This window comes from Streptomyces sp. NPDC022552 (assembly GCF_055561875.1).
Window position 1 is genome coordinate 578,426 of record NZ_JBVHGJ010000002.1, and the last position, 24,620, is coordinate 603,045.

A 24,620-nucleotide genomic window follows, 5' to 3' on the forward strand; every position below is an offset into this window, starting at 1 on the left:
GCCTGACCACTTGCCCGTACGTTCTGGGGGAAACGCACATGCCGAGCAGTGGCCGTCACGTCACCATGCTCACCGAAGGCACCTATCCGCATGTCCACGGGGGAGTGAGCACCTGGTGCGACCAGCTCGTCCGGGGCATGCCCGAGGTCGACTTCCAGATCCTCGCCCTCACCGGCAGCGGCCGCGAACCCGTGACCTGGGAGCTGCCGCCGAACATCTACCGGCACACCGCCTTCCCGCTCTGGGGCACCGCCCCGGAGCGGGGGCGGCCCCCACGGGGCCGTGAGCGGCGCCGCTTCATCGACACCTACGAGCGCTTCCTGCTCTCGATCCTCGACCCCGGCTCGGGCTGCGACTTCGGCGACAGCCTGTACGCCCTCGCGGAACTGGCCCGGCGCGGCGGCCTCACCGCCGCCCTGCGCTCCGAGCGCGTGCTGCGCTCGCTGATGTGGATCTGGGCCATGCCGCATCTGCCGACGGCGGCCGCCAGGCCCACCGTCCACGACGCGCTCACCGCCACCGACCTGCTCGAACACGCGCTGCGCCCGCTCGCCGCCCGGATACCCGACGACAGCGTCGCGCACGCGGTCTCCAGCGGACTGGCGACCCTGCCGGCGCTGGCGGCCCAGCACTTCGAAGGAGTGCCCTTCCTGCTGACCGAACACGGCATCTATCTGCGCGAGCGCTACCTCGGCTACCGCACCGAGGCCCAGCGCTGGCCGGTGAAGGCCCTGATGCTCGGCTTCTACCGCGAGCTGAACAGCCTCGGTTACCGCAAGGCCGACCTCATCACCCCCTGCAACCAGTACAACCGTCGCTGGGAGGAGCGCGGCGGCGCTCCCGTCGACCGCATCCGGACCGTCTACAACGGCGTCGACCCGGCCGCGTTCCCCGACGCGGGCCCCGAGCCGGAGGTCCCCACGCTCAGCTGGTGCGGCCGGGTCGACCCCATCAAGGACCTGGAGACGCTGATCCGGGCGTACGCCATCACCCGCGCCGAACTGCCGGAGCTGCGGCTGCGCTTGTTCGGACCGGTCCCGGCGGGCAACGAGGACTACCTCACCCGCTTGGAGAAGCTCGCCGCCGAGCTGGGCGTGACCGACGGCATCACCTTCGAGGGACGGGTCTCCGACGTGGCCCGCGCCTACGCGGCCGGGAGCGTGGTGATGCTCTCCTCCATCAGCGAGGGCTTTCCGTTCTCCCTGATCGAGGCGATGTCCTGCGGCCGGGCCACCGTCTCCACGGACGTAGGCGGCGTGCGGGAGGCCGTCGGCGACACCGGGCTCGTCGTCCCGCCCCGTGAGCCCGCGGTGATGGCCGCGGCCGTCACGGAGCTGCTGCGGGACGGGGAGCGCCGGGCCGAGCTGGGGCGAAGAGCCCGGCAGCGGGTCGTCGACCGGTTCACCCTGCACCGCTCGGTGGACGGCTTCCGCCGGATCTACCGCGAACTCGCCGGCCGGCCCGTCCACACCGTGCCGGAGGCGGAGGACTGGACGGCGCTCCTCACCGATCCCTGGCGGCAGGAACTCGTCGGTGGAGGCTCCCTGTCATGAGCGGCTCCCTCTGGCTCAAGAACGGCACGATGCGCGACACCCTGCCCGTGATCCCCCGGCAGCGCGTGGCCGCCGCCCCGCACGGCACGGTCTGCGCCGACGATCCGCTCGACGAACTCGCCGAGCGGCTGAGCGCGTTGGCGGCCGACGCCGTGCATCCGGACGAGATAGCCGCGATCCTGGAGTCCGACGGCATGACGGACGACCACATACGGCTCACCTACGGGCGCGCCGACTCCTTCGCCCTCGCCGAGGAGCTCTACGCGCGGGTGGAGCGTCACCACCCCCAGCCCGAGGCCGCCCCCGCCGGACCGTGGCACCTCGGGCTCACCGGCTGTCTGCTGCGCGGTCTCGTCTTCGCCCTGCCCGGGCTGGCCTACGTCCTGGGAGCCCCGCTCCTGGGCGGGCCGAGCACGGCCCCACTGCTCGCGGGGGCCGTGGCCGGGTGGGTGTGGAACCAGGCCCTGGCCCATCGCGCGTACTCCTGGCTCGGGCTCGGTGACCCCGCGGCCGCCGCCCGCGCCCTGCTCGTCGGCGCCCCGGCGGGCGCGCTCCTCGGCGCAGCGGTCGCGTTCGCGGCCGCGGGCCCCGGCGAGTGGCCCGTCGTGGTGTTCGCGGCGGGGCAGGCCCTCTATCTGGGCGCGGCGACCGTCCTGCTCGTCCTCGGCCGTGAACGCGCACTGCTCCGCGCGCTGACACCGCTCCTCGGAGCCGTGCCCGCGTTCTGGTACGACCTCCCCGACCCGGTCAGGGCCGGGCTGCCGGCCCTCTCCCTGGGGGCCGCGGTCGCCTTCGCGGCCACCGTGCTGCGCCCGGGCCGGAACGCACGCCGGCCCCGCTCGGGCCCCCCGCTCGCCGCCTCCCTGCCGTACGGCCTGTTCGGCCTCGGGACCGGACTGCTCGTGCTGTACGCGGGGACCGGCGACGCCCTCGTGACGGGCGCCGGGCCCGTGGTCGCGCTCACGCTCTCCATGGGGCCGGCCGAGTGGCTGCTGCATCGTTTCCGCAGGGTGAGCCTCGCCGGGATGCGGACCCTCACCACCGCCCGCGCCTTCCGGCGGGCGGCGGCGGGGAACCTCGTCCACTGCCTCGGCGCCTATCTCGCCGTCCTCCTCGTCCTGGCCACCGCCGGCACCCTGCTGTGGCCCGGCTCGGAGTCGCTGGGCGGCGCTCGGCTGCTCGCGCTGCTGCTCGTCGGGGTGGTGCTCTGGCTCGGTCTGCTCCTCCAGGCGTTCGGCGCGGTGCGCAGTGCGGCCGTCGTCTGCGTGGCCACCGCCGCGACCCAGGCCCTCGCCCCGAGTTCGGGCCCGGCCGTCTCCGCCGTGGCCGCCGTCGTGCTCGCCGTCCTGACGTGCGCGCTGCTCGTCCGCCCGACCGCCCACCGCGTCTGAGGAAGGCCTGTGAACCACCCCTCCCTCCTCCTGCCCTTCTACGAGCATCCCGCCGACCGGCCCGAGGCCTGGGACGCCGTGCTCGAGGCGGCGCCGTCGCTGTACGGCGTCGTCCTCAACCCCGCGAACGGGGCGGGGACCGCCCCCGACCCGGCCTTCGCCGCCGTCGCCGAACGGCTCCGTGCCGCGGGGGCCCGCGTCCTCGGCTACACCGACACCGCCTACGGGCGCCGCCCGCACGGCGAGGTCGTCGCCGAACTGCTGCGCCACCGCGACTGGTACGGAGCGGACGGCGCCTTCCTCGACCAGGTGCCGACCTCGCCCGAGGCCCTCGCCCACGTCCGCCGCATCGGCGTCGCCGCCCGCGCCGCCGGCGCCCGCACGCTGGTCCTCAACCATGGCGCGCACCCCGACCCCGGGTACGCCGAACTCGCCGACCTGCTGGTCACCTTCGAGGGGCCCTGGGACTCCTACCGGGGCCTCGACCTGCCGCTCGCCGACCACTACTGCCATCTGGTCTACGCGGCCCCGCGCGAGGCGCTCCCGACGACGCGCGTCCACTGCGCGGTCCCCGGCACGGGCCCCCACCCCTGGGGCACGCTTCCGCACGCCCTGACCCGGGCGCCCGACCGGACACCGTCCGGCCGGGCGAGCGGTTGACGCGGCCGGCTAGGCGGCCGGCTGGACCGTGCCCAGCGTCAGAGCCACGAGCACCACGGTGGCCGTCACTTCCTCCACCGCCCCGAACACATCGCCCGTCACCCCGCCGAACCTCCGCACGCAGCGCCGCAGCAGCAGCGCCGCCGCGGCGAGGCCCGCGCCCGCCGCGAGGACATGGCGCAGGGCGTCGTACGGGGAGAACAGCGCCCCCGCCGCGGCGCACGTCACCAGGACGGCAGCGGTGACCAGGGACGCGGCGCGGGCCGGGACGGTGGCGGCGACCATCGCGCCCAGGCCCTCGGGGCGGGCAGCCGGGATGCCCTCGCGGGAGGCGTGGGTGAGGGCGAGCCGGGCGACGGTCGCGGCGAGGACGGCGCCGACCGCGCCGTACGCCCAGCTCTCCTCGTACAGCCGGTACAGCGCGGCGACCTGGGCGAGCAGGACGAAGAGCAGCACGATCACACCGAACGGGCCGATGTCCGACTGCTTCATGATGCGCAGCGCGTCCTCGGCCGGCTTCGCGCTGCCGAGCCCGTCCGCCGTGTCCGCGAGTCCGTCCAGGTGCAGCCCGCGGGTCAGCAGCGCCGGTACGGCCGCCGTGGCGACCGCGGCGAGCAGCGGACCGGAGCCGAGCAGCAGGAGCGCCCCGCCGGGCGCGGCCGCGAGCAGTCCGACGACGAGGCCCGCCAGCGGGGCCCAGAGCATGCCGGCCCGCGCCGCGTCCCTGTCCCAGCGGGTGATGCGGGCGGGGAGCACGGTGAGGGTGCCGAAGGCGAAACGCAGGCCGTCCATCCGGGCAGGGTAAGGCAGCACCCGACCCTGTAAATTGCGCATATCGCGTAAACGGCGCATATCTGAAGCGGGTGGCATGGGTCACTGGTTCTACCGCAACTTCGTCGAGCCGGGGAAACTCCCGCTGCTCATCGCCCTGTTCTCGTTCGTGGTGACCTTCCTGGTCACGCGGATGATCGTGCGGATGATCCGGGCGGGGAAGGGCCCGTTCGGCAATGTGAAGTCCGCGGGCGGGCTGCACATCCACCACGTCGTACCGGGCGTCGTCCTGACCGTCGTGGGCGGTTTCGGGGCGGTCGCCAGCGGCCGGGAGGGGGTCACCGCCTGTGTCTTCGCGGCGATCTTCGGAGTCGGCGCGGGGCTCGTCCTGGACGAGTTCGCGCTGATCCTCCACCTCGACGACGTCTACTGGAGCGACCAGGGGCGCAAGAGCGTCGAGATCGTCGTCCTCACCGCTGCCCTGGTGGTGCTGGTCCTCGGCGGCTTCTCGCCGCTCGGCGTCAACGAACTGACGCCGGACGAGCGGCAGAACCGGGCAGCCTTCGTCCTCACGCTGCTCGTCAACTTCCTCTTCGTCCTGATCGCCCTGGTGAAGGGGAAGTTCCGGCTGGCGGTGGTCGGGACCCTCGTGCCCTTCGTGGCGATCGTCGGGGCGCTCCGCCTCGCCCGGCCCGGCTCCTGGTGGTCCCGGCGTTTCTACCGCAGCCGCCCCAAGGCCCGCGCCCGCTCCCGGCTGCGCACCTACCGGCACGACCGGCGCTGGGACAAGGTGCGCCGCAGGCTTCAGGACGTGATCGGCGGTTTCCAGGAACGGGTGCCGGGCCGTACCCCCGGCTCGGGGTCCGGCGGTGGCGGCTGACGGCGCTCGCGCCAGGCCACGACCGCGATGAGCACCAGCACGGCGGCGATCGCCGCGAGATGCTCCTTGCCCGCCAGGTTGGACTTGACCAGCACCTCCACCACCATCGCGACGACCACGAGCGCGCCGGTCCACTGGGCCCGGTAGCGCCGGCAGACGTACACGGCCAGGCCGACCACGGCCGCCGACGGGCCGGTGTCGACGACCTGGGCGTCGGAGGCGGGCAGCCCCAGCGGGCCGTCCGGGCCGAGCGCGATGCCCACGCGCGCGTACAGCGTCCCGGCCAGCGTCGCCAGATAGGCGATGGCGAGGGTCCGCCACCTTCCCAGGCAGATCTCGGCGATGCCGAAGACCAGCAGGATCTGCGCCAGCGCACCCCACACGGGCAGGTCGAGCGCCGGCACGAACAGGGAGAGCGGGGTGCGCAGCAGCGCGAGCCACAGCGGGTCCTCGGCGCGCACCGAGCCGATGTTCTGGACCGGCTGATAGCCCCAGTCCTGGTTCTGCACGAGCTGGAAGAGCGCCGTGAGGCACACCGCGCCCAGCGTCATCGGGACGGCCCTCCACCGCCGGGTGACGAGCGCGGTGCGTACGGCGGTCCAGAGGGGCCCCCACTCGCGGCGGGCGAAGTCCTTGAGCGCGGACCTCACCGCTTGCCCTCCAGGTGTTTGCGGTGCATCCACTTCGGCAGGCCCGGGGCCTCCAGGAAGCCCTCGGCACGCCCGGCGGCGAGGCCGATGCGCAGCAGGTCGGCGCTCTTCTCGAAGAGCATGAAGCGGGGCTCCCAGATCGGTCGGTACTTGGCGTTGGCGCGGTACAGTGACTCGATCTGCCACCAGCGGGAGAAGAAGCTGAGGAGCGAACGCCACATCCTCAGCACGGGACCCGCCCCGAGCTTCGAGCCACGTTCGAAGACGGAACGGAACATGGCGAAGTTGAGCGAGACCTGCGTGATCCCGATCTCCTTGGCGCGCTGGAGGAGCTCGATGACCATGAACTCCATCAGGCCGTTCTCGGCGTCCCGGTCGCGGCGCATCAGGTCCAGCGAGAGGCCCTTGGGGCCCCAGGGGACGAAGGAGAGCACCGCCCGCAGCTCGCCCGACTCGTCGGTGCACTCCAGCATCACGCACCGCCCGTCCCGGGGGTCGCCCAGCCGGCCGAGCGCCATCGAGAAGCCGCGCTCGGTGGCCCCGTCGCGCCAGTCGTCGGCCTTGCGGAGCAGCGCGTCCATCTCGTCGGCGGGGATGTCCTCGTGGCGCCGGATCCGGACCTCGTACCCGGCCCGCTTCACCCGGTTGTACGCCTGCCGGACGGTCCGCATGGCGCGGCCGTCGAGGGTGAACTCGTCGGTCTCCACGATCGCCTCGTCGCCCAGCTCCAGTGCGTCCAGGCCGTGCCGGGCGTAGACGGTGCCGGCCTCCTCGCTCGCACCCATCACGGCCGGGATCCAGCCGTGCTCGCGGGCCTCGGCGAGCCACGGCTCGATGGCGCCCGGCCAGGCCTCGGGGTCGCCGATCGGGTCGCCCGAGGCGAGCGAGACCCCGCCGACGACCCGGTAGGCGATGGCGGCCTTCTCGCTGGGGGACCACACCACGCTCTTCTCGCGGCGCAGCGCGAAGTAGCCGAGCGAGTCGCGCTCGCCCTGCTTCTCCAGGATGAGCCGCAGCCTCTCCTCGTCGGCGTCCGTCAGCGGGTCGACGGCCCGGCGCGAGCGGAACGCGGCGTAGAGCACGGCGATGATCAGGAGCGTGGACAGCACGTTGATGGTGACGTCGACCCAGCCGGGGGTGGCGATCCCGTCGAAGCGCGAGTCGTCGGCGGCCAGGGTGATCAGCCGCATCACGCCGTACCGCCAGCGCTCGAGGAACGTGGAGGTGCCCGTCGAGGTGTTGGTGACGGTGACCAGGAACGCGGCCAGGAGCGAGGTGACCAGGAGGCCGCCGACCGCGACGGCGGCGGCGAGGAGCGGGTTGGAGCGGTCGCCCTTGGCGTAGAACTCCTTGCGGCCGAGGATCAGCGCGAGGACGAACGCGGCGGTCAGGGCGAGCGAGATCCAGTTCTGTGCGTGCTGCCGGATCTCCGGGAACGCCATGGCGAGGGCGAAGAGCAGCAGGAAGAGACCGCTGAGGACGATGTTGAGGATCCACGCGGCGCGCTTGCGACGGCGCATGGTGATCGCCAGGAAGAGCGTGAAGACGCCCGAGGCGAAGCCCGCGGTCAGCAGGTACGGCGTGAAGTAGTCGTCCGTGTTGTGCCGGCGGAGGTCCTGGCCCAGCGAGACCCAGACGGCGCTCAGGAAGTTGATGAACGTGACGGCGCGCAGGTACCAGATTGCGAACGCGGCGCTGCGCCGCGAGCGGGCGGTGCCCCGGGGCGTTCCTTCGGTGGACAAACGGACCTCTCCCATGAAAAGCGATCATATGGGGCGTCGCTCGCCATGGCGGGGCGGCGGAAGCGGTCGTTCCCGCCAGGGGGTCCCCCAGGGTGAAGTCCTGGGGGAGGGACCGCTTCCGGCGCCGTGATCCGTCTAGCTCTCCTCGTCGGGCGCGCCGCCCGGCGCGTCCTCCGGAATGGTCGGTTCCGGCCGCTCGGGCAGCTCCGCCGCCAGTGCGGCGGCGGCCTGGACGAGGGGAAGAGCGAGCAGTGCCCCGGTTCCCTCGCCCACAGTGACGCCGTGATCGAGCAGCGGGTTGAGCGCCATCCGGTCCAGCGCCTTCGTCTGCGCCGGCTCACCGCTCACCTGGCCCGCCAGCCACCAGTCCGGCGCCCGGAACGCCGCCCGCTGCGCCACCAGGGCGCACGCGGCGGCCACCACACCGTCCAGGACCACCGGCATCCGGCGGACGGCGCTCTGCAGCAGGAAGCCCGTCATCGCCGCCAGATCCGCCCCGCCGACCGCGGCGAGCAGCTCCACCTGGTCGCCCAGGACCGGCCGCGCGCGACGCAGCGCGTCCCGGACCGCCGCGCACTTGCGCATCCACGCCAGATCGTCGATGCCCGTGCCACCACGGCCGGTGACCACCGAGGCGTCCGTCCCGCACAGGGCGGCGATCAGGGTCGAGGCCGGTGTCGTGCCGCCCACGCTGAGATCGCCGAGCACGACCAGATCGGTGCCCGAGTCGGCCTCCTCGTCGGCGATCGCCATACCGAGCCGGAGCGCCGCCTCGGTCTCCTCTGTGGTCAGCGCGTTCTCGATGTCGATCCGGCCGCTGCCGCGCCGCACCCGGTGCCGCACGACCTCGGCGGGCAGCAGCTCCGGGTCGCAGTCCAGACCGGCGTCCACGACCCGTACCGGCACGCCTGCGGTGCGGGCCAGCACCGCCACCGGACTCCCGCCGTCGAGCACCGAGCGGACCAGCTCGTGCGCCGTCCCGGCCGGGCGGCCCGACACCCCGAGCGAGGCCACCCCGTGGTCGCCCGCGAAGAGCACCACCTTCGGCTGCTCGATCGCCCGCACCTCGACCGAACCCTGCGCCGCCGAGAGCCACTCGCCGAGCTCGTCGAGCCGGCCGAGCGCGCCGGGGGGAACGATCAGCCGCTCCCGGCGGTCCTCGGCGTCACGTCGCACCCCGCCGTCGGGGCGCTCGATCAGATCGGAGAAGTCGTCCAGGTTCAAGGCTCTTCCTCGTGACGTCGGTCGGCGTTGGCATGGGTGATCGAACCCTACCCGCGCAGCACCAGAGCCTGGCCCGCTGCGACGAGGAGCACCTGCTCGCACTCGTCACCGAAGGCCGCGTTCAGCCGGCCCAGCTCGTCCCGGTAGCGCCGCCCCGACGCGGTGGCCGGTACGACCCCCGACCCCACCTCGTTGGTGACGGCGACGACCGTGCGGGAGGTGGCGCGGACCGCCGCCACCAGCTCCTCGACCCGCTTCCGCAGCGCCTCCTGCCCGCCGTTCGCCCAGCGCTCGTCGTCCCAGGCACCCACCTGGTCCATCGCGTCCGTCAGCCACAGCGACAGACAGTCGATCAGCAGCGCGGGCCCGTCGGCCTCCTGAAGGAGCGGGACGAGGTCGCATGTCTCGGACGTACGCCAGGAGCCCGGCCGCCTGTCCCGGTGCAGGGCCACCCGATGCGCCCACTCCGGGTCGCCCTCGCGCGTCCCGCCGGTCGCCACGTACAGCACCTCGGGGAACGTCTCCAGACGACGCTCGGCCTCCACCGACTTGCCCGACCGCGCCCCTCCGGTCACCAGCGTGCGGCGCGGCACGTCGGGCACGGCGTGGTACTCACCGACGTACAGCGTCGTGCCGTCCGGCACCGTCCGCGCCCCGGCCGCGGCGAGCCGCCGGTCCAGCTCGGCACCGTTCGGCACGTCGTGGTCGAGATGGACGGCGATCACGTCGGTGCTCGCCCCGACCGCCCCGGCCGACCGCAGCCGCGCCAGCGCGTCGGACCGGCCGGTGACGTCCATGACGACCATGTCGTACGGCGGCCGGTCGTCGTCCGGCAGACCGGCGGGGGAACCGCCGGGCGGCAGATAGAGGAGCCGCTCCCCGTCCGGCGAGGTCACCTCGTACCCCGTACCCGGCGAGTCCATCGACACGGCCCGCACCCGGTGCCCGCTGATCAGCGTCAACTCCCTGCCGTCCGGCACCCGCCCCGCGGCCGGCAGCCCGGCGGGGACCTCCACCGCGGGCCCGTCGTGCGGATGCGTGAGCAGCACCTGCCGTACGCCGACCAGCGAGTGCCCGGCCCGGGCGGCCGCCAGAGCGGCCCCGGGCGTCAGATCGAGCAGCAGCGACTCGTCCACGAGGAGCGAGGTGGCGGCCCGCGCCCGGTCGCCACGGGAGGTCGCGCACACGGCGCAGGGGCATTCGGGGCGGGGGAGCCCGAGGGGGGCGCCGGTGCCGAGCAGAGTCAGTTCCACCCCTTGATCCTCCCGCGTCGCCGCAAGGGGTGCGCGCCCGGCTACGCTGCGGGCAGGAAACCGATCATCCGGTGAACCTCAGGAGGCGGACATGGCATGGACGTGGCGGTTCGAGAAGGCCGACGGCTCGGAGACGGCTCCCGCGGTGGAACCGGAGGACTGGACCACCCAGGGCGACGCCGAATCCTGGATCGGTGAGGTCTGGAAGGACCTCCTGGAGGGCGGCGCCGAGCAGGTCAGGCTCTTCGAGGACGACACGGAGATCTACACGATGTCCCTCCGCTCGGCCGCGGAGGCCTAGGCCCCTGAACGCCGGGGCGGCCCGGGTCCCGAGGGGTCCCGGGCCGTGCCGTTCGAACGCCGGGCGGCCCGGACCCCGGTGGGTCCGGGCCGCCCGTTCAGATCTCCCCGAGGGTGACCTGCGCCCTGGCCTCGGTGCCGCCCCGCTCGTACACCACTGTCACCCTGTCGCCCGGCTTCATCGACGCCAGCGCCTCCTGGAGTGAGGTGATCGTTGTGACCGGCGCGTCCCCGATACGGGTGATCACATCGCCTGGCCTGATCCCCGCCCGGCCCGCCGCCCCGCCGGCCGGCGCCTCGACCACCGCGACCCCCTCCGGCTCGTAGGCGCCGTCGAGGACCGTCCGGCCCGTGATGTCCAGGGCAGCCCGCCCCGAGTCGGTGACCTTGCCGTCCTTGATGATCTGGTCCGCGACGGTCCGCACCATCGACACCGGGATCGCGAAGCCGATCCCCGGCACCGAGCCCCCGCCGAGCCCCGGATCCGACGCCGCGAGCGTCGGGATGCCGATGACCTCGCCGTCCAGGTTGACCAGCGCGCCCCCGCTGTTGCCCGGGTTGATCGCGGCCGACGTCTGGACCATGTTCCCGATGGTCGCCCCCGTACCGCCGCCCGTGGTGCCCTCGCTGACCGTGCGGCCGGTGGCCGAGACGATGCCCTGGGTGACGCTGCCGGACAGCCCCAGCGGGGAACCCATCGCCAGCACGATGTGCCCCATGTCGACCTCGGCCGAGTCGCCGAACGTCGCCGGCTTCAGCCCCGGCGGCACGGAGTCCAGCCGGATGACCGCGAGATCCTGCTCGGGATAGGTGGCGACCAGCCGCGCCGCCATCGGCTCCTTGCCGGTGGCCGCCGTGACCCGGAAGGACTTCTCGTCGCCGATCACATGCGCGTTGGTGACGATGTGCCCCCGGCCGTCGTAGACGACCCCCGAGCCGAGCCCGGCCGACGCGTCGATCTGGACGACCGACGGCAGGACGTCCTTGATCACGGCCCGGTAGTCGTCCTGGAGCTCGTTGGTGACGAGCGGGGCCGCGGCCTGGGTGGAGGCCTCCGTACGTGGTGCGGCGTCGGACGAGCAGCCCGAGACGAGGGCCGCCGTGCAGGCGCCGGCCGTCAGAGGCAGCAGGAGGCGTCGGGCACGGAAGACATCCATGTCCGGAGTATCGCGTTCGTCAGATCCGTACGCCTCGGTGGAGGCGGCCGATCAGGGGGCGCGGGACGCGCGGGTGTCAGCCCCTGACCCCGCACAGGTGCAGCAGCGCCGCGACCCTGCGGTACGGGTCCGCCCGCCCGGCCCGGTCCTCCGCGGCCAGCAGCCGTTCCAGCTCGTCGGCGGCCGGCAGGCCCACGTCGCCCGCCACCCCGTCGGTGAAGACCCGCACGCCGTACCAGGCGTGCAGCGGTGCGGCGATCCCCGCCAGCGTCGACGTCAGCGCGTCGAGCCGGTCGGCCCGGACCTTGAAGCCGTTGTCGTCGGTGTACGTGTCCGAGTCGAAGCCGGACAGTGCTCCCGACCAGTCCCCGGCCAGGCCCGGCCGCATGGCCAGGGCGTCGGCGTTCCGTACGACCAGGGAGAGCAGACCACCGGGCGCCAGCATCCGGGCGAGGCCCGCGAGGAGAGCGTCCGGCTCGTCCGCGTACATCAGCACGCCGTGGCAGAGCACGACGTCGAAGCTGCCCGGCAGGAAGTGGACGCCCGTCTCGCGGCCGTCACCCTCGATCAGCCGGACCCGCTCACGGATCCCCGCCGGTTCGGTCGCCAGCGAGTCACGGGCGGCCTTGAGCAGCTCGGGATCGGACTCCAGACCGGTCACCGTGTGACCGGCCCTGGCGAGGCGCAGCGCCTGGGCGCCCTGCCCCATGCCCGCGTCCAGGATCCGCAGCCGCTGCCCCACCGGGTAGCGGCCGGCTATCTGCTCGTCGAGCTGGCGCGCGACGAGCTCCTGGCGGACGGTCTCGCGCAGCCCGCCGTACCCGCTCGGCCACGGGGAGGTGGCGGGCAGCAGCGGAGTGCCACCCGTACCCGTACCCGTACCGGACTCGGAGCTGACCGCGCTCAGGGCCGCTCTCCGCGCTTGACCTGCGGCTTCGGCAGTCGCAGTCGGCGCATCTGGAGCGTACGCATCAGGCCGTAGGCCACGGCACCGCGCTTCGGCTCGTTCGGGAAGCGCTCGTTGAGCTGCTTCTTCAGACGGAGCCAGATGCCGATCGAGTCGATGACGATCATCACGATCACACCGAGCCAGAGCAGCAGAGAGACGTTCTGCAGCACCGGGACACGGATCATCGACAGCACGAGGATCACCACGGCCATCGGCAGGAAGAACTCGGCGATCGCGAAGCGCGAGTCGACGAAGTCACGCACGAAGCGGCGGACCGGACCCTTGTCGCGGGCCGGCAGATAACGCTCGTCGCCGCTGGCCAGCGCCTCGCGCTGGCGGGCCAGGTCGGAGCGGCGGGCCTCGCGCTGGCGCTTGGCGGCCTCCTTGCGGTCGGTCGGCACCGTCGCGGCGCGACGGCGCTGGGTCTGCGCCTCACTCCGCTTCGGGGTCGGGCGGCCCTTGGGGGCCTCGGGGTCGCGGGGCTGCTTGGAGAGGTCCGCCGTCACCTTGTCGGTGGGGGCCTTCTCTTCCTTGGAACGGCTACGGAACACAAGGCCCAGGGTACGTGGTGGGGGGTGTGGACCCCAGTGCGGGCGGGAACGATCTGGTATCGGCCCGCGTCTGTGGGGGTACGTACGGACGACACGCACGGTTTCCCCGAGGTCCACCTACTCCCTGGGCCGGAGAGAGTCCGCTCGTACTCGTCCTTGGGGAGGAGCACATCCGGCCCCGAACAGTGCGTCAATGGAGACAGGGCCCGTACTGTGGATCCTGTTGGAGTGCTTGAGCCGAGTCCGTCAGAAGGGGGCGCGCGAAGCCCATGAGCGGTGTCATGAAGCGTATGGGGATGATCTTCCGCGCGAAGGCAAACAAGGCCCTTGACCGGGCCGAGGATCCGCGCGAGACCCTCGATTACTCCTACCAGAAGCAGCTGGAGCTCCTGCAGAAGGTCCGCCGGGGCGTCGCCGACGTGGCGACGTCGCGCAAGCGGCTCGAACTGCAGCTGAACCAGCTCCAGGGCCAGTCCGCGAAGCTGGAGGACCAGGGCCGCAAGGCGCTGGCGCTCGGCCGCGAGGACCTGGCCCGTGAGGCGCTCTCCCGGCGGGCGGCGCTCCAGCAGCAGGTGAGCGACCTCGAGGTGCAGCATCAGACGCTGCAGGGCGAGGAGGAGAAGCTCACGCTGGCCGCGCAGCGCCTCCAGGCCAAGGTGGACGCCTTCCGCACGAAGAAGGAGACCATCAAGGCGACGTACACGGCTGCCCAGGCGCAGACCCGGATCGCCGAGTCCTTCTCCGGCATCTCGGAGGAGATGAGCGACGTCGGCGTGGCCATCCAGCGCGCCGAGGACAAGACGGCGCAGCTCCAGGCGCGCGCCGGCGCGATCGACGAGCTGCTCGCCTCGGGCGCGCTCGACGACCAGTCGGGCCTGGCCAAGGACGACATCCAGGCCGAGCTGGACCGGCTGTCCGGCGGTACGGACGTCGAGCTGGAGCTCCAGCGGATGAAGGCGGAGCTCGCCGGTGGCCCCTCGGCCTCGAAGCAGGCCATCGAGGGCGGCAACGGCACGGCCACGCCGCAGGACCAGCAGTCCCAGCCCCGCTTCGACAAGCAGTAGAGCGAGAAGCCGCAGCGAGCAGGAACGAGCCCGAAGGACGCGTCATGATCGTACGGATCATGGGGGAGGGCCAGTGGATTCTGGCCGACAGCCACTTCGCCGAGCTGAACAAGCTGGACGACGAGCTGCTCGCAGAGATGGAGTCGGGGGACTCCGCCGGTTTCCGCCGGACCCTGTGCGCGCTGCTCGACGAGGTCCGCCGGCTCGGTGAGCCCCTCCCGGACGACGCCCTGGAACCCTCCGAGCTGATCCTGCCGTCGCCGGACGCGACCCTCGACGAGGTGCGCGAGATGCTCTCCGACGACGGCCTCATCCCGGGCTGAGCCGCTCCGACGCACCGGTGCCCCGCCCCCGCCCGAGGGAGCGGGGCACCCGCGCGTCCCACCCCGTACCGTTGCCTGTCGTGACCTCCCTCGACAGCGGCTTCCAGCGGAGCCGGCAGTGGCTGCGGGCGCACCCCCTCGCCTTCGACGGGGCCCTCGCGTTCGCCGTGCTCGCCTGCATGATCACGGCCTCCTTCGCCGACCCCCACGGCAGCCGCAACGGCCCCACCTTCGGCGACCGCACCCCCGACGTGAGCAGCGTGCTTCTCATGGTGCTCGGCGCCGCCGCCCTGGTCCTGCGGCGGCGCGACCCCCTCGCCGTCCTCGCCTTCACCGGTGGTGTCACCCTCGCCGAGCTGATCACCGACAACAGCCCGGCCCCCGTCACGATGAGCGCCGTCGTCGCGCTCTACACGGTCGCCGCCCGCACCGACCGCCCCACCACCTGGCGCGTCGGCCTCGTCACGATGGCCGTGCTGACCTGCGGGGCAATGCTGTTCGGACCCACCCCCTGGTACGCGCAGGAGAACCTCGGGATCTTCGCCTGGACCGGCATGGCCGCGGCCGCGGGCGACGCCGTCCGCAGTCGCCGAGCCTTCGTCGACGCCATACGGGAACGGGCCGAGCGCGCCGAGCGGACCCGGGACGAGGAGGCCAGGCGCCGGGTCGCCGAGGAGCGCCTGCGGATCGCCCGCGATCTGCACGACGTCGTCGCCCACCACATCGCCCTGGTCAACGTCCAGGCCGGAGTCGCCGCGCACGTCATGGACAAGCGGCCCGACCAGGCCAAGGAGGCCCTGGCCCACGTCCGCAACGCCAGCCGCTCCGCCCTCAACGAGCTGCGTGCCACCGTCGGCCTGCTCCGCCAGTCCGGCGACCCGGAGGCGCCCACCGAACCGGCCCCCGGCCTCACCGTCCTCGACGAGCTCCTCGCGACCTTCCGCCACGCCGGCCTGCCGGTAGAGCTGGCACGCGCCAGTGACGACGCCGCGCTGCCGGCGGCCGTGGACCTCGCCGCGTACCGGATCATCCAGGAGGCGCTGACCAATGTGCAGAAGCACGCCGGCCCGGGCGCCAAGGCGGAGGTGAGCGTCGTGCGGGTCGGCCGGACCGTCGAGATCACCGTCCTCGACAACGGCGTACCGCAGCAGGCGGCGCCCGACGACGGCAGAGGGGGCCACGGGCTGATCGGCATGCGCGAGCGCGTCAGCGCCCTCGGCGGCACGCTGACCGCGGCACCCCGCTACGGCGGAGGCTTCCGCGTACAGGCGATACTGCCCGTGACGGCCCGTACGGGGGAGGACACATGACCATCCGGGTACTGCTCGCCGACGACCAGGCGCTGCTCCGCAGCGCCTTCAAGGTGCTCGTGAACTCCGAGCCGGACATGGAGGTCGTCGCCGAGGCGGCGGACGGGGCGGAGGCGGTCGAGCTCGCCCGGTCCACCCGGGCCGACGTCGTCCTGATGGACATCCGGATGCCGGGTACGGACGGGCTGGCCGCGACCCGTCTCATCACCGCGGACCCGGAGCTGGCCGACGTACGGATCGTCATGCTGACCACCTTCGAGGTGGACGAGTACGTCGTGCAGTCGCTCCGTGCCGGGGCGTCGGGCTTCCTCGGCAAGGGGGCGGAACCGGACGAACTGCTGAACGCCATCCGTATCGCCGCCGCCGGAGAGGCCCTGCTCTCGCCCGTCGCGACCAAGGGCCTGATCGCCAAGTTCCTGGCGCAGGGCGGAAGTTCGGGAACCGACGACGACCCGGACTCGCCGGCGTACTCCGAGCGTCTGGCCGCCCTCACCACCCGCGAACGCGAGGTCCTCGTCCTCGTCGCCGGCGGCCACTCCAACGACGAGATCGCCGAACGCCTGGAGGTCAGCCCCCTCACGGTGAAGACGCATGTGAACCGGGCCATGGCCAAACTCGGCGCGCGGGACCGGGCCCAGCTGGTGGTCACGGCGTACGAGTCGGGGCTGGTACGTCCAAGGGTGGAGTGAGGGAGTAGTCCGGCGTACTCCAGACGCGGTATGCGCCGGATAAGGATTTGGACCCCGGGGCCGAGGATCCGGCGCTTCCCATGGCTGATCGTGTAGGCGGGCACCCATCACCGCCCGCCTGCCGAGCACGCCACAGAAGAGAGACCCCATGTCCTGGCTGTCCAGATTCAGCCTCGCGCAACGGGCCCTGATCGGGCTGATGTCCATCGTGGCCATCGTCTTCGGGGCGATAGCCATCCCGCAGCTGAAGCAGCAACTGCTGCCCTCGATCGAGCTCCCGATGGTCTCGGTCCTCGCCCCCTACCAGGGCGCGTCCCCCGACGTGGTCGAGAAGCAGGTCGTCGAGCCGCTCGAGAACACGATCAAGGCCGTCGACGGCATCAAGGGCGTCACCTCCACCGCCTCCGAGGGCAACGCCCTCATCATGGCCACCTTCGACTACGGCGACGAGGGCACCAAGCAGCTCGTCGCCGACGTCCAGCAGGCCGTGAACCGGGCGCGCGTGGCGCTTCCCGACGGTGTCGACCCGCAGGTCGTGGCCGGTTCCACCGACGACATCCCGACCGTCGTCCTCGCCGTCACCTCCGACAAGGACCAGCAGGCGCTCGCCGACCAGCTGGAGCGCACCGTCGTCCCGGCGCTCGAGGACATCGACGGCGTCGGCCAGGTCTCCGTCGACGGCGTCCAGGACCTCCAGGTCTCCGTCACCCCTGACGACCGGAAGCTCGCCGCGGCCGGCCTCACCACCATGAAGCTCGCCGAGGCCATCCGGTCGGGCGGCGGCACGGTGCCCGCCGGCGCGTTCTCCGAGGACGGCAAGAGCCGCACAGTCCAGGTCGGCGGCGGCTTCACCTCGCTCCAGCAGCTCCAGGACCTGCGCGTCAAGCCCGAGAAGGGCGAGGCCGTCCGCCTCGCCGACGTGGCCTCGGTGCGGCAGGAGGAGTCCTCGCGGGTCTCCATCACCCGGACCGACGGCAAGCCCAGCCTCGCGGTGATGGCCACCATGGACAACGACGGCAGCGCCGTCGCCATCTCCGACGCGGTCAAGGACAAGCTGCCCGGCCTGCGCGCGGACCTCGGTTCGGGCGCCGAGCTCACCGTCGTCTCCGACCAGGGCCCCGCGGTCTCCAAGTCGATCTCCGGTCTGACCACGGAGGGCGCGCTCGGCCTCGTCATGGCCGTCCTGGTGATCCTGGTCTTCCTCGCCTCGATCCGCTCCACGCTGGTCACCGCGGTCTCCATCCCGCTCTCGGTCGTCCTGGCCCTGATCGTGCTGTGGACCCGGGACCTCTCGCTCAACATGCTGACGCTGGGCGCCCTCACCATCGCCATCGGCCGGGTCGTCGACGACTCGATCGTGGTCCTGGAGAACATCAAGCGGCACCTCGGCTACGGCGAGGAGCGCCAGGCCGCGATCCTCACCGCCGTGCGCGAGGTCGCGGGCGCCGTGACCTCCTCCACGCTCACCACCGTCGCGGTCTTCCTGCCGATCGGTCTGGTCGGCGGGATGGTCGGCGAGCTGTTCGGCTCGTTCAGCCTGACGGTCACCGCGGCCCTGCTCGCCTCGCTCCTGGTCTCGCTCACCGTCGTCCCGGTGCTCTCGTTCTGGTTCCTGCGCGCCCCCAAGGGCACGTCGGAGGACCCGGACGAGGCCCGGCGCCTCGCGGAGGAGAAGGAGAGCAAGAGCCGGCTCCAGCGCCTGTACGTCCCGGTCCTGCGGTTCGCGACCCGGCGCCGCCTCACCAGCGTGGTGATCGCGATCGTCGTCCTGGTCGGTACCTTCGGCATGGCCCCGCTCCTGAAGACGAACTTCTTCGACCAGGGCGAGCAGGAGGTCCTGAGCATCAAGCAGGAGCTGGCTCCCGGCACCAGCCTCGCGGCGGCCGACGAGGCCGCGAAGAAGGTCGAGAAGGTCCTCGCCTCGACCGACGGCGTGAAGAACTACCAGGTCACGGTCGGCTCCTCGGGCTTCATGGCCGCCTTCGGCGGCGGCACGGGCGCCAACCAGGCCTCGTACCAGGTGACGCTGGAGGATTCGGCGTCGTATGAGAAGACCCGCGACGCCATCGACGCGGCCCTCGGCACGCTCGACGGCATCGGCGACACGACGATCGCGGCGGGCGACGGCTTCGGCAGCCAGGACCTGAGCGTCGTGGTCAAGGCCTCCGACGCGGACACCCTGAAGAAGGCCTCCGAGGCGGTCAAGGCCGAGGTCGCCACGCTCGACGACGTCACCGACGTCCAGAGCGACCTGTCGCAGTCCGTGCCGCGGATCTCCGTCAAGGCCAACGCGAAGGCGGCGGACCTCGGCTTCGACGACACCACGCTCGGCATGGCCGTCGCGCAGGCGGTCCGGGGCACCCCCGCGGGCAAGGCGATCCTCGACGACACCGAGCGGGACATCGTCCTGACCTCGGCGAAGCCGGCCACCACGATGGCGAGCCTGAAGGCGCTGCCGCTCGGACCGGTCGTGCTCGGCGACATCGCCGAGGTGAAGCTGGTCCCGGGCCCGGTCTCGATGACCCGGATCGACGGCTCGCGGGCCGCGACGATCACGGCCAAGCCGACCGGTGACAACACCGGCGCGGTGAGCGCGGAGCTCCAGTCGAAGATCGCCGCGCTGGACCTCCCGAAGGGCGCGACCGCGTCCATCGGCGGTGTCTCCGAGGACCAGTCCGAGGCGTTCGTCAACCTCGGTCTGGCGATGCTCGCGGCGATCGCGATCGTCTTCATGCTCCTGGTCGCGACCTTCAAGTCGCTGATCCAGCCGCTGATCCTGCTGGTGTCGATCCCGTTCGCGGCGACCGGCGCGATCGGTCTGCTCGTGCTCACGGGCACGGCGATGGGTGTCCCGGCGATGATCGGCATGCTGATGCTGATCGGCATCGTGGTCACCAACGCGATCGTCCTGATCGACCTGATCAACCAGTACCGGGCGCAGGGCCTCGGCGTCGTCGAGGCGGTCGTCGAGGGTGGCCGCCACCGGCTCCGCCCGATCCTGATGACGGCCCTGGCGACGATCTTCGCGCTGCTTCCGATGGCGCTCGGCATCACCGGCGAGGGCGGCTTCATCGCCCAGCCGCTTGCGGTGGTGGTGATCGGCGGTCTGATCACCTCGACGCTGCTGACGCTGCTGCTGGTCCCGACGCTCTACGCGATGGTGGAGCTCCGCAAGGAGCGCCGCGCGAAGAAGAAGGCGGCCAAGAAGGCGAAGAAGCGGGACGGCACGCTCGACAACCCCGAGCAGCCGGACACTACCCCCGCGGACGCGACGCTGCTGGACGCGCTCGACATCTGACGGGCGACGCCACGACGACCGGAGGCCCGGCTCGGCACCCAGGGTGCCGAGCCGGGCCTCCGACGTACGGGTCGAAGAAGAAGCGTTACGGCAGCGCGAGCATCCGCTCCAGTGCCAGCTTCGCGAAGCTCTCGGTCTCCTTGTCGACCTGAATCCGGTTCACCAGGTTGCCCTCCGCCAGCGACTCCAGCGCCCACACCAGGTGCGGCAGGTCGATCCGGTTCATCGTCGAGCAGAAGCAGACCGTCTTGTCGAGGAAGACGACCTCCTTGTCCGGGTGCGCGTTGGCCACGCGGCGGACCAGGTTCAGCTCCGTGCCGATCGCCCACTTCGACCCGGCCGGGGCCGCCTCGAGCGTCTTGATGATGTACTCCGTCGAGCCGACGTAGTCCGCGGCGGCGACGACCTCGTGCTTGCACTCCGGGTGCACCAGCACGTTCACGCCCGGGATCCGCTCGCGCACGTCGTTGACCGAGTCCAGCGAGAACCGGCCGTGCACCGAGCAGTGGCCCCGCCACAGGATCATCTTGGCGTTCCGCAGCTCCTCGGCGGTCAGGCCGCCGTTCGGCTTGTGCGGGTTGTACAGGACGCAGTCGTCCAGCGACATGCCCATCTCCCGCACCGCCGTGTTCCGGCCGAGGTGCTGGTCGGGCAGGAACAGGACCTTCTCGCCCTGCTCGAAGGCCCAGTCGAGGGCGCGCTTGGCGTTGGACGAGGTGCAGATCGTGCCCCCGTGCTTGCCGGTGAAGGCCTTGATGTCGGCCGAGGAGTTCATGTACGAGACGGGGACGACCTGCTCGGCCACCCCGGCCTCGGTCAGCACGTCCCAGCACTCGGCGACCTGCTCGGCGGTGGCCATGTCGGCCATCGAGCAGCCGGCCGCGAGGTCCGGCAGCACGACCTTCTGGTCGTCGGTGGTGAGGATGTCGGCCGATTCGGCCATGAAGTGCACACCGCAGAAGACGATGTACTCGGCCTCCGGGCGCGCGGCCGCGTCGCGGGCGAGCTTGAAGGAGTCGCCCGTGACGTCGGCGAACTGGATGACCTCGTCGCGCTGGTAGTGGTGGCCGAGCACGAAGACCTTGTCCCCGAGCTTCTCCTTGGCCGCGCGGGCGCGCGCCACCAGGTCGGGGTCGGAGGGCGACGGAAGGTCGCCGGGACACTCCACTCCGCGCTCGCTCTTGGGGTCGGCCTCGCGGCCGAGCAGCAGGAGGGCGAGCGGCGTCGGCTGGACGTCCAGGGGCTGGGCGGTGGTCACGTCACGCACCCTTTCTTTCTGCGGAAGACCTTTTCGTCTAAATGACGCTATCTATCATAACCGGTTCACGTCAGTTTGACGATGTCCATAGTGTCGATGTGACGAATTCGCGGTCCCCGGATCGGATCTTGTCGTTCTCCGGTCCGCGAGCGGGTGTGCGAGCATGAAGGGGACAAGACGTGAAAGCCGAGCCTCGCCCGGAATGAATCCGGGGCCCCGCCGGTTGCAACCGTCGGCAAGCAGTCTCCGTACAACCCGGGAGAGAAGCAGATGTCCGTATCGGACGAGAAGACCACTGTCAGCGACGGCATCCTCCTGTCTGACGCCGCCGCGGCCAAGGTCAAGGCCCTGCTCGACCAGGAAGGCCGCGACGACCTGGCGCTGCGCGTCGCCGTACAGCCCGGCGGCTGCTCCGGCCTGCGCTACCAGCTCTTCTTCGACGAGCGTTCGCTCGACGGCGACGTCGTCAAGGACTTCGACGGTGTCAAGGTCGTCACCGACCGTATGAGCGCCCCGTACCTGGGCGGCGCCTCCATCGACTTCGTCGACACCATCGAGAAGCAGGGCTTCACGATCGACAACCCGAACGCCACGGGCTCCTGCGCCTGCGGCGACTCGTTCAGCTAAGTCGTCAGTCGTACGTACGAAGGCGGCCGCCCCGGATTCCGGGGCGGCCGCCTTCGTACGTATGCCGTCGTCCGCGCGGGTCACGTGCGCGGGACGGGCTCCCCGCTCGGCGCGTCCACGACCGTCCGGCCGCCCAGCGGCTGCTCGAGCGTCACCGTCCGGGTCACCTCGACCGCCATGGCGATGCACGCCCTGCCCGGCTCCATCGGCTTCTCCGCCACCCGCACGGTGACCTCGTCGGCGCTCTCCCGCGCCGTCGCGGTGTACTCGCTGCACACCCCGCCCCAGAAGGTCACCGAGAGCTTCGTGCCGGCCCCGTCGACCCGGTACGACGTGAGCTGCCGCTCGGGCGCCGTGCCCTCGCCCGGATCCCGCGCCGGGGGCGGCGTCGGACTGGGCTTCGCCGGGGGCACCAGGTGCTCCGGCGCCACCGCCGTCCGTACGACCGTGTGGGGCTTCGCCCCGGCCTCCGCCTCCACCTGGAACAGCCAGGACGGCACGAGGGCCCGCTCACCGTCCACGAACTGCGACGCGAGCCCGAGGACCGCGCCCGTGACCGCCAGCTCCTTCCGCTCGCCGCCCGGCTCGCAGGTCACCGTCGGAGCCTCCCCGGCCGGCGGATCCGTCGCGCATCCGCCGATCCCGATCGAGCCAGGACCGGACGACGCCTTGTTCAGCTCCTCAAGGGCCTTCTCGGCATCGATCAGGGGATACTCGGCACCCTTCGCCGGCTCCTTCAACTGCCCGCTGCCCGCGACCAGTTCACCGCCCGGACCGACATGGATCCCGGTCGACCAGCCGTACGTCGGCAGCCCGCCCACGACCGGATCGGCGTTGACGACCCGCACCGCTCCCATCAGCTGGCCCGCGTCCAGCTTCGCGTCCTCCTGGCCGATCGCCTTCAGCACGGGGGTGGCCGCCGCCCTCGCCGCCGCCTCGCTCACCGGCCCACCGCTCGGCGGCTTCACCTCGCCCGGCGGCGGGCACGCCTTGCCCTTGAGGCAGGTGTCACCGGCCGGACCCCCGTCGTACCGCGAGAACGTCCAGCTGCCCGGGGCCTCGGCCGACACGTCGAGCCGCAGCCCGGAGCCGTCCTTCTCCGGCGCGATCTTCCAGACCTCGCCCTCGAGGCGCGGCGCGCCCGGGATACCGAGGGCCTGCGCCAGTCGGGTGACCTCCGCCGAGGTGACGCGGCCCTCGGGGCGGTGGACCGCGGCGGAGGAGGGTCCGTCGGGAAGGGGGCCCTCGGCCCGGTAGACGGCCCCGCCGCCGTTGGGGTCGGGCTCGCCGGGCGCGATCCCGGGCCCGCCGTCCGTACCGCCCGTGCCGTCCGCGCCGCTCTTGGCGTCGAGGCGCAGCGGCGGGGGAGCGGCCGCGCCCGCAGGGCGGGCGTCACCCGCGTCGGACGCCGCGGTCGCCAGATACACCCCGCCGCCCCCGGCCAGCAGGACGCCCGTCGCCACCGAGGCCACGAGCAGCGGCCGGTGCCGCATCCGCCGGTTCTCCGTACCGCTCACCGCATCGCTCCTTCGTCCCTGACCCCGGAAGGCGTCTCCCCGGGAAGCATCCTCCGGAAGACGGACATCCCCCGGAAGACATCAGTGGGACGGAACGGGCGAGCGGGTGGTTCCGTCGCGCAGGTGCCGTATCGCTCAGGCCCCGTAGTCGGACGTCGCGGCGATCAGCCGCGCCGATGCGGGCGGAACGACGACACCGTGGATGCGGGCGGGGGAGACCCTGGCGGGCGTGGCGACCGCGGGCAGCACCCAGTGGGGGGCCATCCGCGCACTGTCGCCGCACAGCTGGGCCAGGCTGAACTCGGACTCCTGACGCTCACGAGGAGCGGGGTACGTGGACATAAGCGCACCGTACGCACGCCATGGCTCCAGGGAAAAGACCTACTCTGGGGTAGTTTCCACTGTTCGGCAGGGCGGCCCCCAGCCGGTAGCGTGAACTGTCAACCCCTCTCCGTCCCGCAGGAGCGCCCAGCCGTGCGTATCGCAGTCACCGGCTCCATCGCCACCGACCACCTCATGACCTTCCCCGGCCGGTTCGCAGACCAGCTCGTCGCGGACCAGCTGCACACGGTCTCCCTCTCCTTCCTCGTCGACAACCTCGACATCCGTCGGGGAGGCGTGGGCCCGAACATCTGCTTCGGCATGGGCCAGCTCGGCGGCAACCCGATCCTCGTGGGTGCGGCCGGTTACGACTTCGACGAGTACCGCGCCTGGCTCGACCGCCACGGCGTCGACACCGGCTCGGTGCGGATCTCCGAGGTCCTGCACACCGCCCGCTTCGTCTGCACCACGGACAAGGACCACAACCAGATCGGCTCCTTCTACACGGGCGCGATGAGCGAGGCCCGGCAGATCGAGCTGAAGGCCGTCGCGGACCGCGTGGGCGGCCTCGACCTCGTCCTGATCGGCGCCGACGACCCCGAGGCGATGCTGCGCCACACCGAGGAGTGCAAGGCCCGGGGCATCCCCTTCGCCGCGGACTTCTCCCAGCAGATCGCGCGGATGGACGGACACGAGATCCGCACGCTCCTGGACGGCGCCACGTACCTCTTCTCCAACGAGTACGAGAAGGGACTCATCGAGTCCAAGACCGGCTGGACCGACGAGGAGATCCTCGGCCGGGTCGGCCACCGGGTCACCACGCTCGGCTCGCGCGGTGTGCGCATCGAGAGCAAGGGCGGGGAGACCATCGAGGTCGGCTGCGCGGAGGAGGAGGCCAAGGTCGACCCGACCGGCGTCGGCGACGCCTTCCGCGCCGGATTCCTCACGGGCCTGTCGTGGGGCGTCAGCCTGGAGCGCGCGGCCCAGGTCGGCTGCATGCTCGCCACGCTGGTGATCGAGACCCTGGGCACCCAGGAGTACACGCTGCGCCGGGCGAACTTCATGGAGCGCTTCACCAAGGCGTACGGCGACGAGGCCGCGGCCGAGGTCCAGACGCACCTGGGCTGACCCA

23 protein-coding genes are annotated in these 24,620 nt (G+C 72.1%); 12 read left to right on the plus strand and 11 right to left on the minus strand.

Translation table 11 applies throughout. The annotated features are described in order from the left end of the window. Positions 1 to 38: 38 nt before the first annotated feature. From pelF to ACZ3OF_RS07530, 3 genes are read left to right on the plus strand one after another with little or no spacing between them, the layout of a single operon-like run. Positions 39 to 1,553 carry a GT4 family glycosyltransferase PelF gene (pelF, locus tag ACZ3OF_RS07520; RefSeq protein WP_361669691.1) on the plus strand — a complete coding sequence of 505 codons (1,515 nt, stop codon included), beginning with the start codon at positions 39 to 41 and terminating at the stop codon, positions 1,551 to 1,553. Next, positions 1,550 to 2,944 carry a hypothetical protein gene (locus ACZ3OF_RS07525; protein WP_361669689.1) on the plus strand — a complete coding sequence of 465 codons (1,395 nt, stop codon included), beginning with the start codon at positions 1,550 to 1,552 and terminating at the stop codon, positions 2,942 to 2,944. Before pelF ends, ACZ3OF_RS07525 begins: the two co-directional genes overlap by 4 nt. Positions 2,945 to 2,953: 9 nt before the next feature. Further along, complete coding sequence (locus ACZ3OF_RS07530) at positions 2,954 to 3,604, plus strand: spherulation-specific family 4 protein (protein WP_467303368.1); 651 nt, start codon at positions 2,954 to 2,956, stop codon at positions 3,602 to 3,604. Positions 3,605 to 3,613: 9 nt separating this feature from the next. On the opposite strand, the gene cobS is transcribed toward ACZ3OF_RS07530, so the two are convergent. Beyond that, on the minus strand, positions 3,614 to 4,396 hold the full coding sequence (cobS, locus tag ACZ3OF_RS07535; protein WP_361669684.1) for an adenosylcobinamide-GDP ribazoletransferase: 783 nt from the start codon (positions 4,394 to 4,396) through the stop codon (positions 3,614 to 3,616). Between the two features lie 76 nt (positions 4,397 to 4,472). On the opposite strand from cobS, the gene ACZ3OF_RS07540 reads away from it, so the two are divergent. Then, positions 4,473 to 5,255, plus strand: a complete 783-nt coding sequence (locus ACZ3OF_RS07540; protein ID WP_361669682.1) for a hypothetical protein — start codon at positions 4,473 to 4,475, stop codon at positions 5,253 to 5,255. Here the strand turns inward: ACZ3OF_RS07540 and ACZ3OF_RS07545 are convergent. From ACZ3OF_RS07545 to ACZ3OF_RS07560, 4 genes are all read right to left on the minus strand, one after another. Then, the gene (locus ACZ3OF_RS07545) at positions 5,180 to 5,905 is read right to left on the minus strand and encodes a hypothetical protein (RefSeq protein ID WP_467303371.1); all 726 of its coding nucleotides are present in this window, start codon (positions 5,903 to 5,905) and stop codon (positions 5,180 to 5,182) included. The two genes, ACZ3OF_RS07540 and ACZ3OF_RS07545, sit on opposite strands and share 76 nt — an antisense overlap. After that, positions 5,902 to 7,662: a phosphatidylglycerol lysyltransferase domain-containing protein gene (locus ACZ3OF_RS07550; RefSeq protein WP_467303372.1), complete on the minus strand. Its 1,761-nt coding sequence runs from the start codon at positions 7,660 to 7,662 to the stop codon at positions 5,902 to 5,904. The genes ACZ3OF_RS07545 and ACZ3OF_RS07550 overlap by 4 nt, the downstream gene beginning before the upstream one ends. Positions 7,663 to 7,782: 120 nt before the next feature. Then, complete coding sequence (gene cobT, locus ACZ3OF_RS07555) at positions 7,783 to 8,871, minus strand: nicotinate-nucleotide--dimethylbenzimidazole phosphoribosyltransferase (protein ID WP_361669675.1); 1,089 nt, start codon at positions 8,869 to 8,871, stop codon at positions 7,783 to 7,785. Between the two features lie 47 nt (positions 8,872 to 8,918). Further along, a complete protein-coding gene (locus tag ACZ3OF_RS07560; protein WP_361669673.1) occupies positions 8,919 to 10,124 on the minus strand; it encodes a bifunctional adenosylcobinamide kinase/adenosylcobinamide-phosphate guanylyltransferase in 1,206 nt (401 codons plus the stop codon). Between the two features lie 91 nt (positions 10,125 to 10,215). Between ACZ3OF_RS07560 and ACZ3OF_RS07565 the strand changes: the two genes are divergently transcribed. Beyond that, entirely contained in the window at positions 10,216 to 10,425 is a 210-nt protein-coding gene (locus ACZ3OF_RS07565; RefSeq protein WP_361669670.1) for a hypothetical protein, read from the plus strand. A 97-nt stretch (positions 10,426 to 10,522) separates the two neighbouring features. Here the strand turns inward: ACZ3OF_RS07565 and ACZ3OF_RS07570 are convergent, their stop codons facing one another. The 3 genes from ACZ3OF_RS07570 to ACZ3OF_RS07580 all read right to left on the minus strand — a co-directional run bounded on the left by ACZ3OF_RS07570 (position 10,523) and on the right by ACZ3OF_RS07580 (position 13,081). Beyond that, positions 10,523 to 11,581: a S1C family serine protease gene (locus ACZ3OF_RS07570; RefSeq protein ID WP_467303375.1), complete on the minus strand. Its 1,059-nt coding sequence runs from the start codon at positions 11,579 to 11,581 to the stop codon at positions 10,523 to 10,525. Positions 11,582 to 11,657: 76 nt separating this feature from the next. After that, a complete protein-coding gene (locus ACZ3OF_RS07575) occupies positions 11,658 to 12,392 on the minus strand; it encodes a class I SAM-dependent methyltransferase (protein WP_361669773.1) in 735 nt (244 codons plus the stop codon). Between the two features lie 92 nt (positions 12,393 to 12,484). After that, the gene (locus ACZ3OF_RS07580; protein ID WP_361433217.1) at positions 12,485 to 13,081 is read right to left on the minus strand and encodes a DUF3043 domain-containing protein; all 597 of its coding nucleotides are present in this window, start codon (positions 13,079 to 13,081) and stop codon (positions 12,485 to 12,487) included. A gap of 269 nt (positions 13,082 to 13,350) precedes the next feature. Here ACZ3OF_RS07580 and ACZ3OF_RS07585 point away from each other — a divergent pair, with 269 nt between their 5' ends. The 5 genes from ACZ3OF_RS07585 (at position 13,351) to ACZ3OF_RS07605 (ending at position 19,765) form a co-directional block, all read left to right on the plus strand. Then, positions 13,351 to 14,145 (plus strand): PspA/IM30 family protein, encoded by a 795-nt coding sequence (locus tag ACZ3OF_RS07585; protein WP_361669665.1) that lies wholly within the window; start codon positions 13,351 to 13,353, stop codon positions 14,143 to 14,145. A gap of 44 nt (positions 14,146 to 14,189) precedes the next feature. After that, the gene (pspAA, locus tag ACZ3OF_RS07590) at positions 14,190 to 14,468 is read left to right on the plus strand and encodes a PspA-associated protein PspAA (protein ID WP_361669662.1); all 279 of its coding nucleotides are present in this window, start codon (positions 14,190 to 14,192) and stop codon (positions 14,466 to 14,468) included. An 80-nt stretch (positions 14,469 to 14,548) separates the two neighbouring features. Beyond that, a complete protein-coding gene (locus ACZ3OF_RS07595) occupies positions 14,549 to 15,778 on the plus strand; it encodes a sensor histidine kinase (RefSeq protein WP_361669660.1) in 1,230 nt (409 codons plus the stop codon). Continuing rightward, positions 15,775 to 16,467, plus strand: coding sequence for a response regulator transcription factor (locus ACZ3OF_RS07600; protein WP_361669658.1), 693 nt, complete (start codon positions 15,775 to 15,777; stop codon positions 16,465 to 16,467). The genes ACZ3OF_RS07595 and ACZ3OF_RS07600 overlap by 4 nt, the downstream gene beginning before the upstream one ends. A gap of 148 nt (positions 16,468 to 16,615) precedes the next feature. Further along, positions 16,616 to 19,765, plus strand: coding sequence for an efflux RND transporter permease subunit (locus ACZ3OF_RS07605; RefSeq protein WP_467303380.1), 3,150 nt, complete (start codon positions 16,616 to 16,618; stop codon positions 19,763 to 19,765). 85 nt (positions 19,766 to 19,850) lie between these two features. On the opposite strand, the gene nadA is transcribed toward ACZ3OF_RS07605, so the two are convergent. Then, positions 19,851 to 21,032: a quinolinate synthase NadA gene (gene nadA, locus ACZ3OF_RS07610; RefSeq protein WP_361669653.1), complete on the minus strand. Its 1,182-nt coding sequence runs from the start codon at positions 21,030 to 21,032 to the stop codon at positions 19,851 to 19,853. Positions 21,033 to 21,293: 261 nt separating this feature from the next. Between nadA and ACZ3OF_RS07615 the strand changes: the two genes are divergently transcribed. Next, positions 21,294 to 21,650 (plus strand): HesB/IscA family protein, encoded by a 357-nt coding sequence (locus ACZ3OF_RS07615; RefSeq protein ID WP_018848827.1) that lies wholly within the window; start codon positions 21,294 to 21,296, stop codon positions 21,648 to 21,650. A gap of 80 nt (positions 21,651 to 21,730) precedes the next feature. Here the strand turns inward: ACZ3OF_RS07615 and ACZ3OF_RS07620 are convergent, their stop codons facing one another. Then, a complete protein-coding gene (locus ACZ3OF_RS07620; RefSeq protein ID WP_467303384.1) occupies positions 21,731 to 23,167 on the minus strand; it encodes a hypothetical protein in 1,437 nt (478 codons plus the stop codon). Between the two features lie 135 nt (positions 23,168 to 23,302). Further along, on the minus strand, positions 23,303 to 23,509 hold the full coding sequence (locus ACZ3OF_RS07625; RefSeq protein WP_361433201.1) for a hypothetical protein: 207 nt from the start codon (positions 23,507 to 23,509) through the stop codon (positions 23,303 to 23,305). A 132-nt stretch (positions 23,510 to 23,641) separates the two neighbouring features. Here ACZ3OF_RS07625 and ACZ3OF_RS07630 point away from each other — a divergent pair, with 132 nt between their 5' ends. Further along, the gene (locus ACZ3OF_RS07630) at positions 23,642 to 24,616 is read left to right on the plus strand and encodes a carbohydrate kinase family protein (protein ID WP_361669649.1); all 975 of its coding nucleotides are present in this window, start codon (positions 23,642 to 23,644) and stop codon (positions 24,614 to 24,616) included. The last annotated feature ends 4 nt before the right edge of the window (positions 24,617 to 24,620 follow it).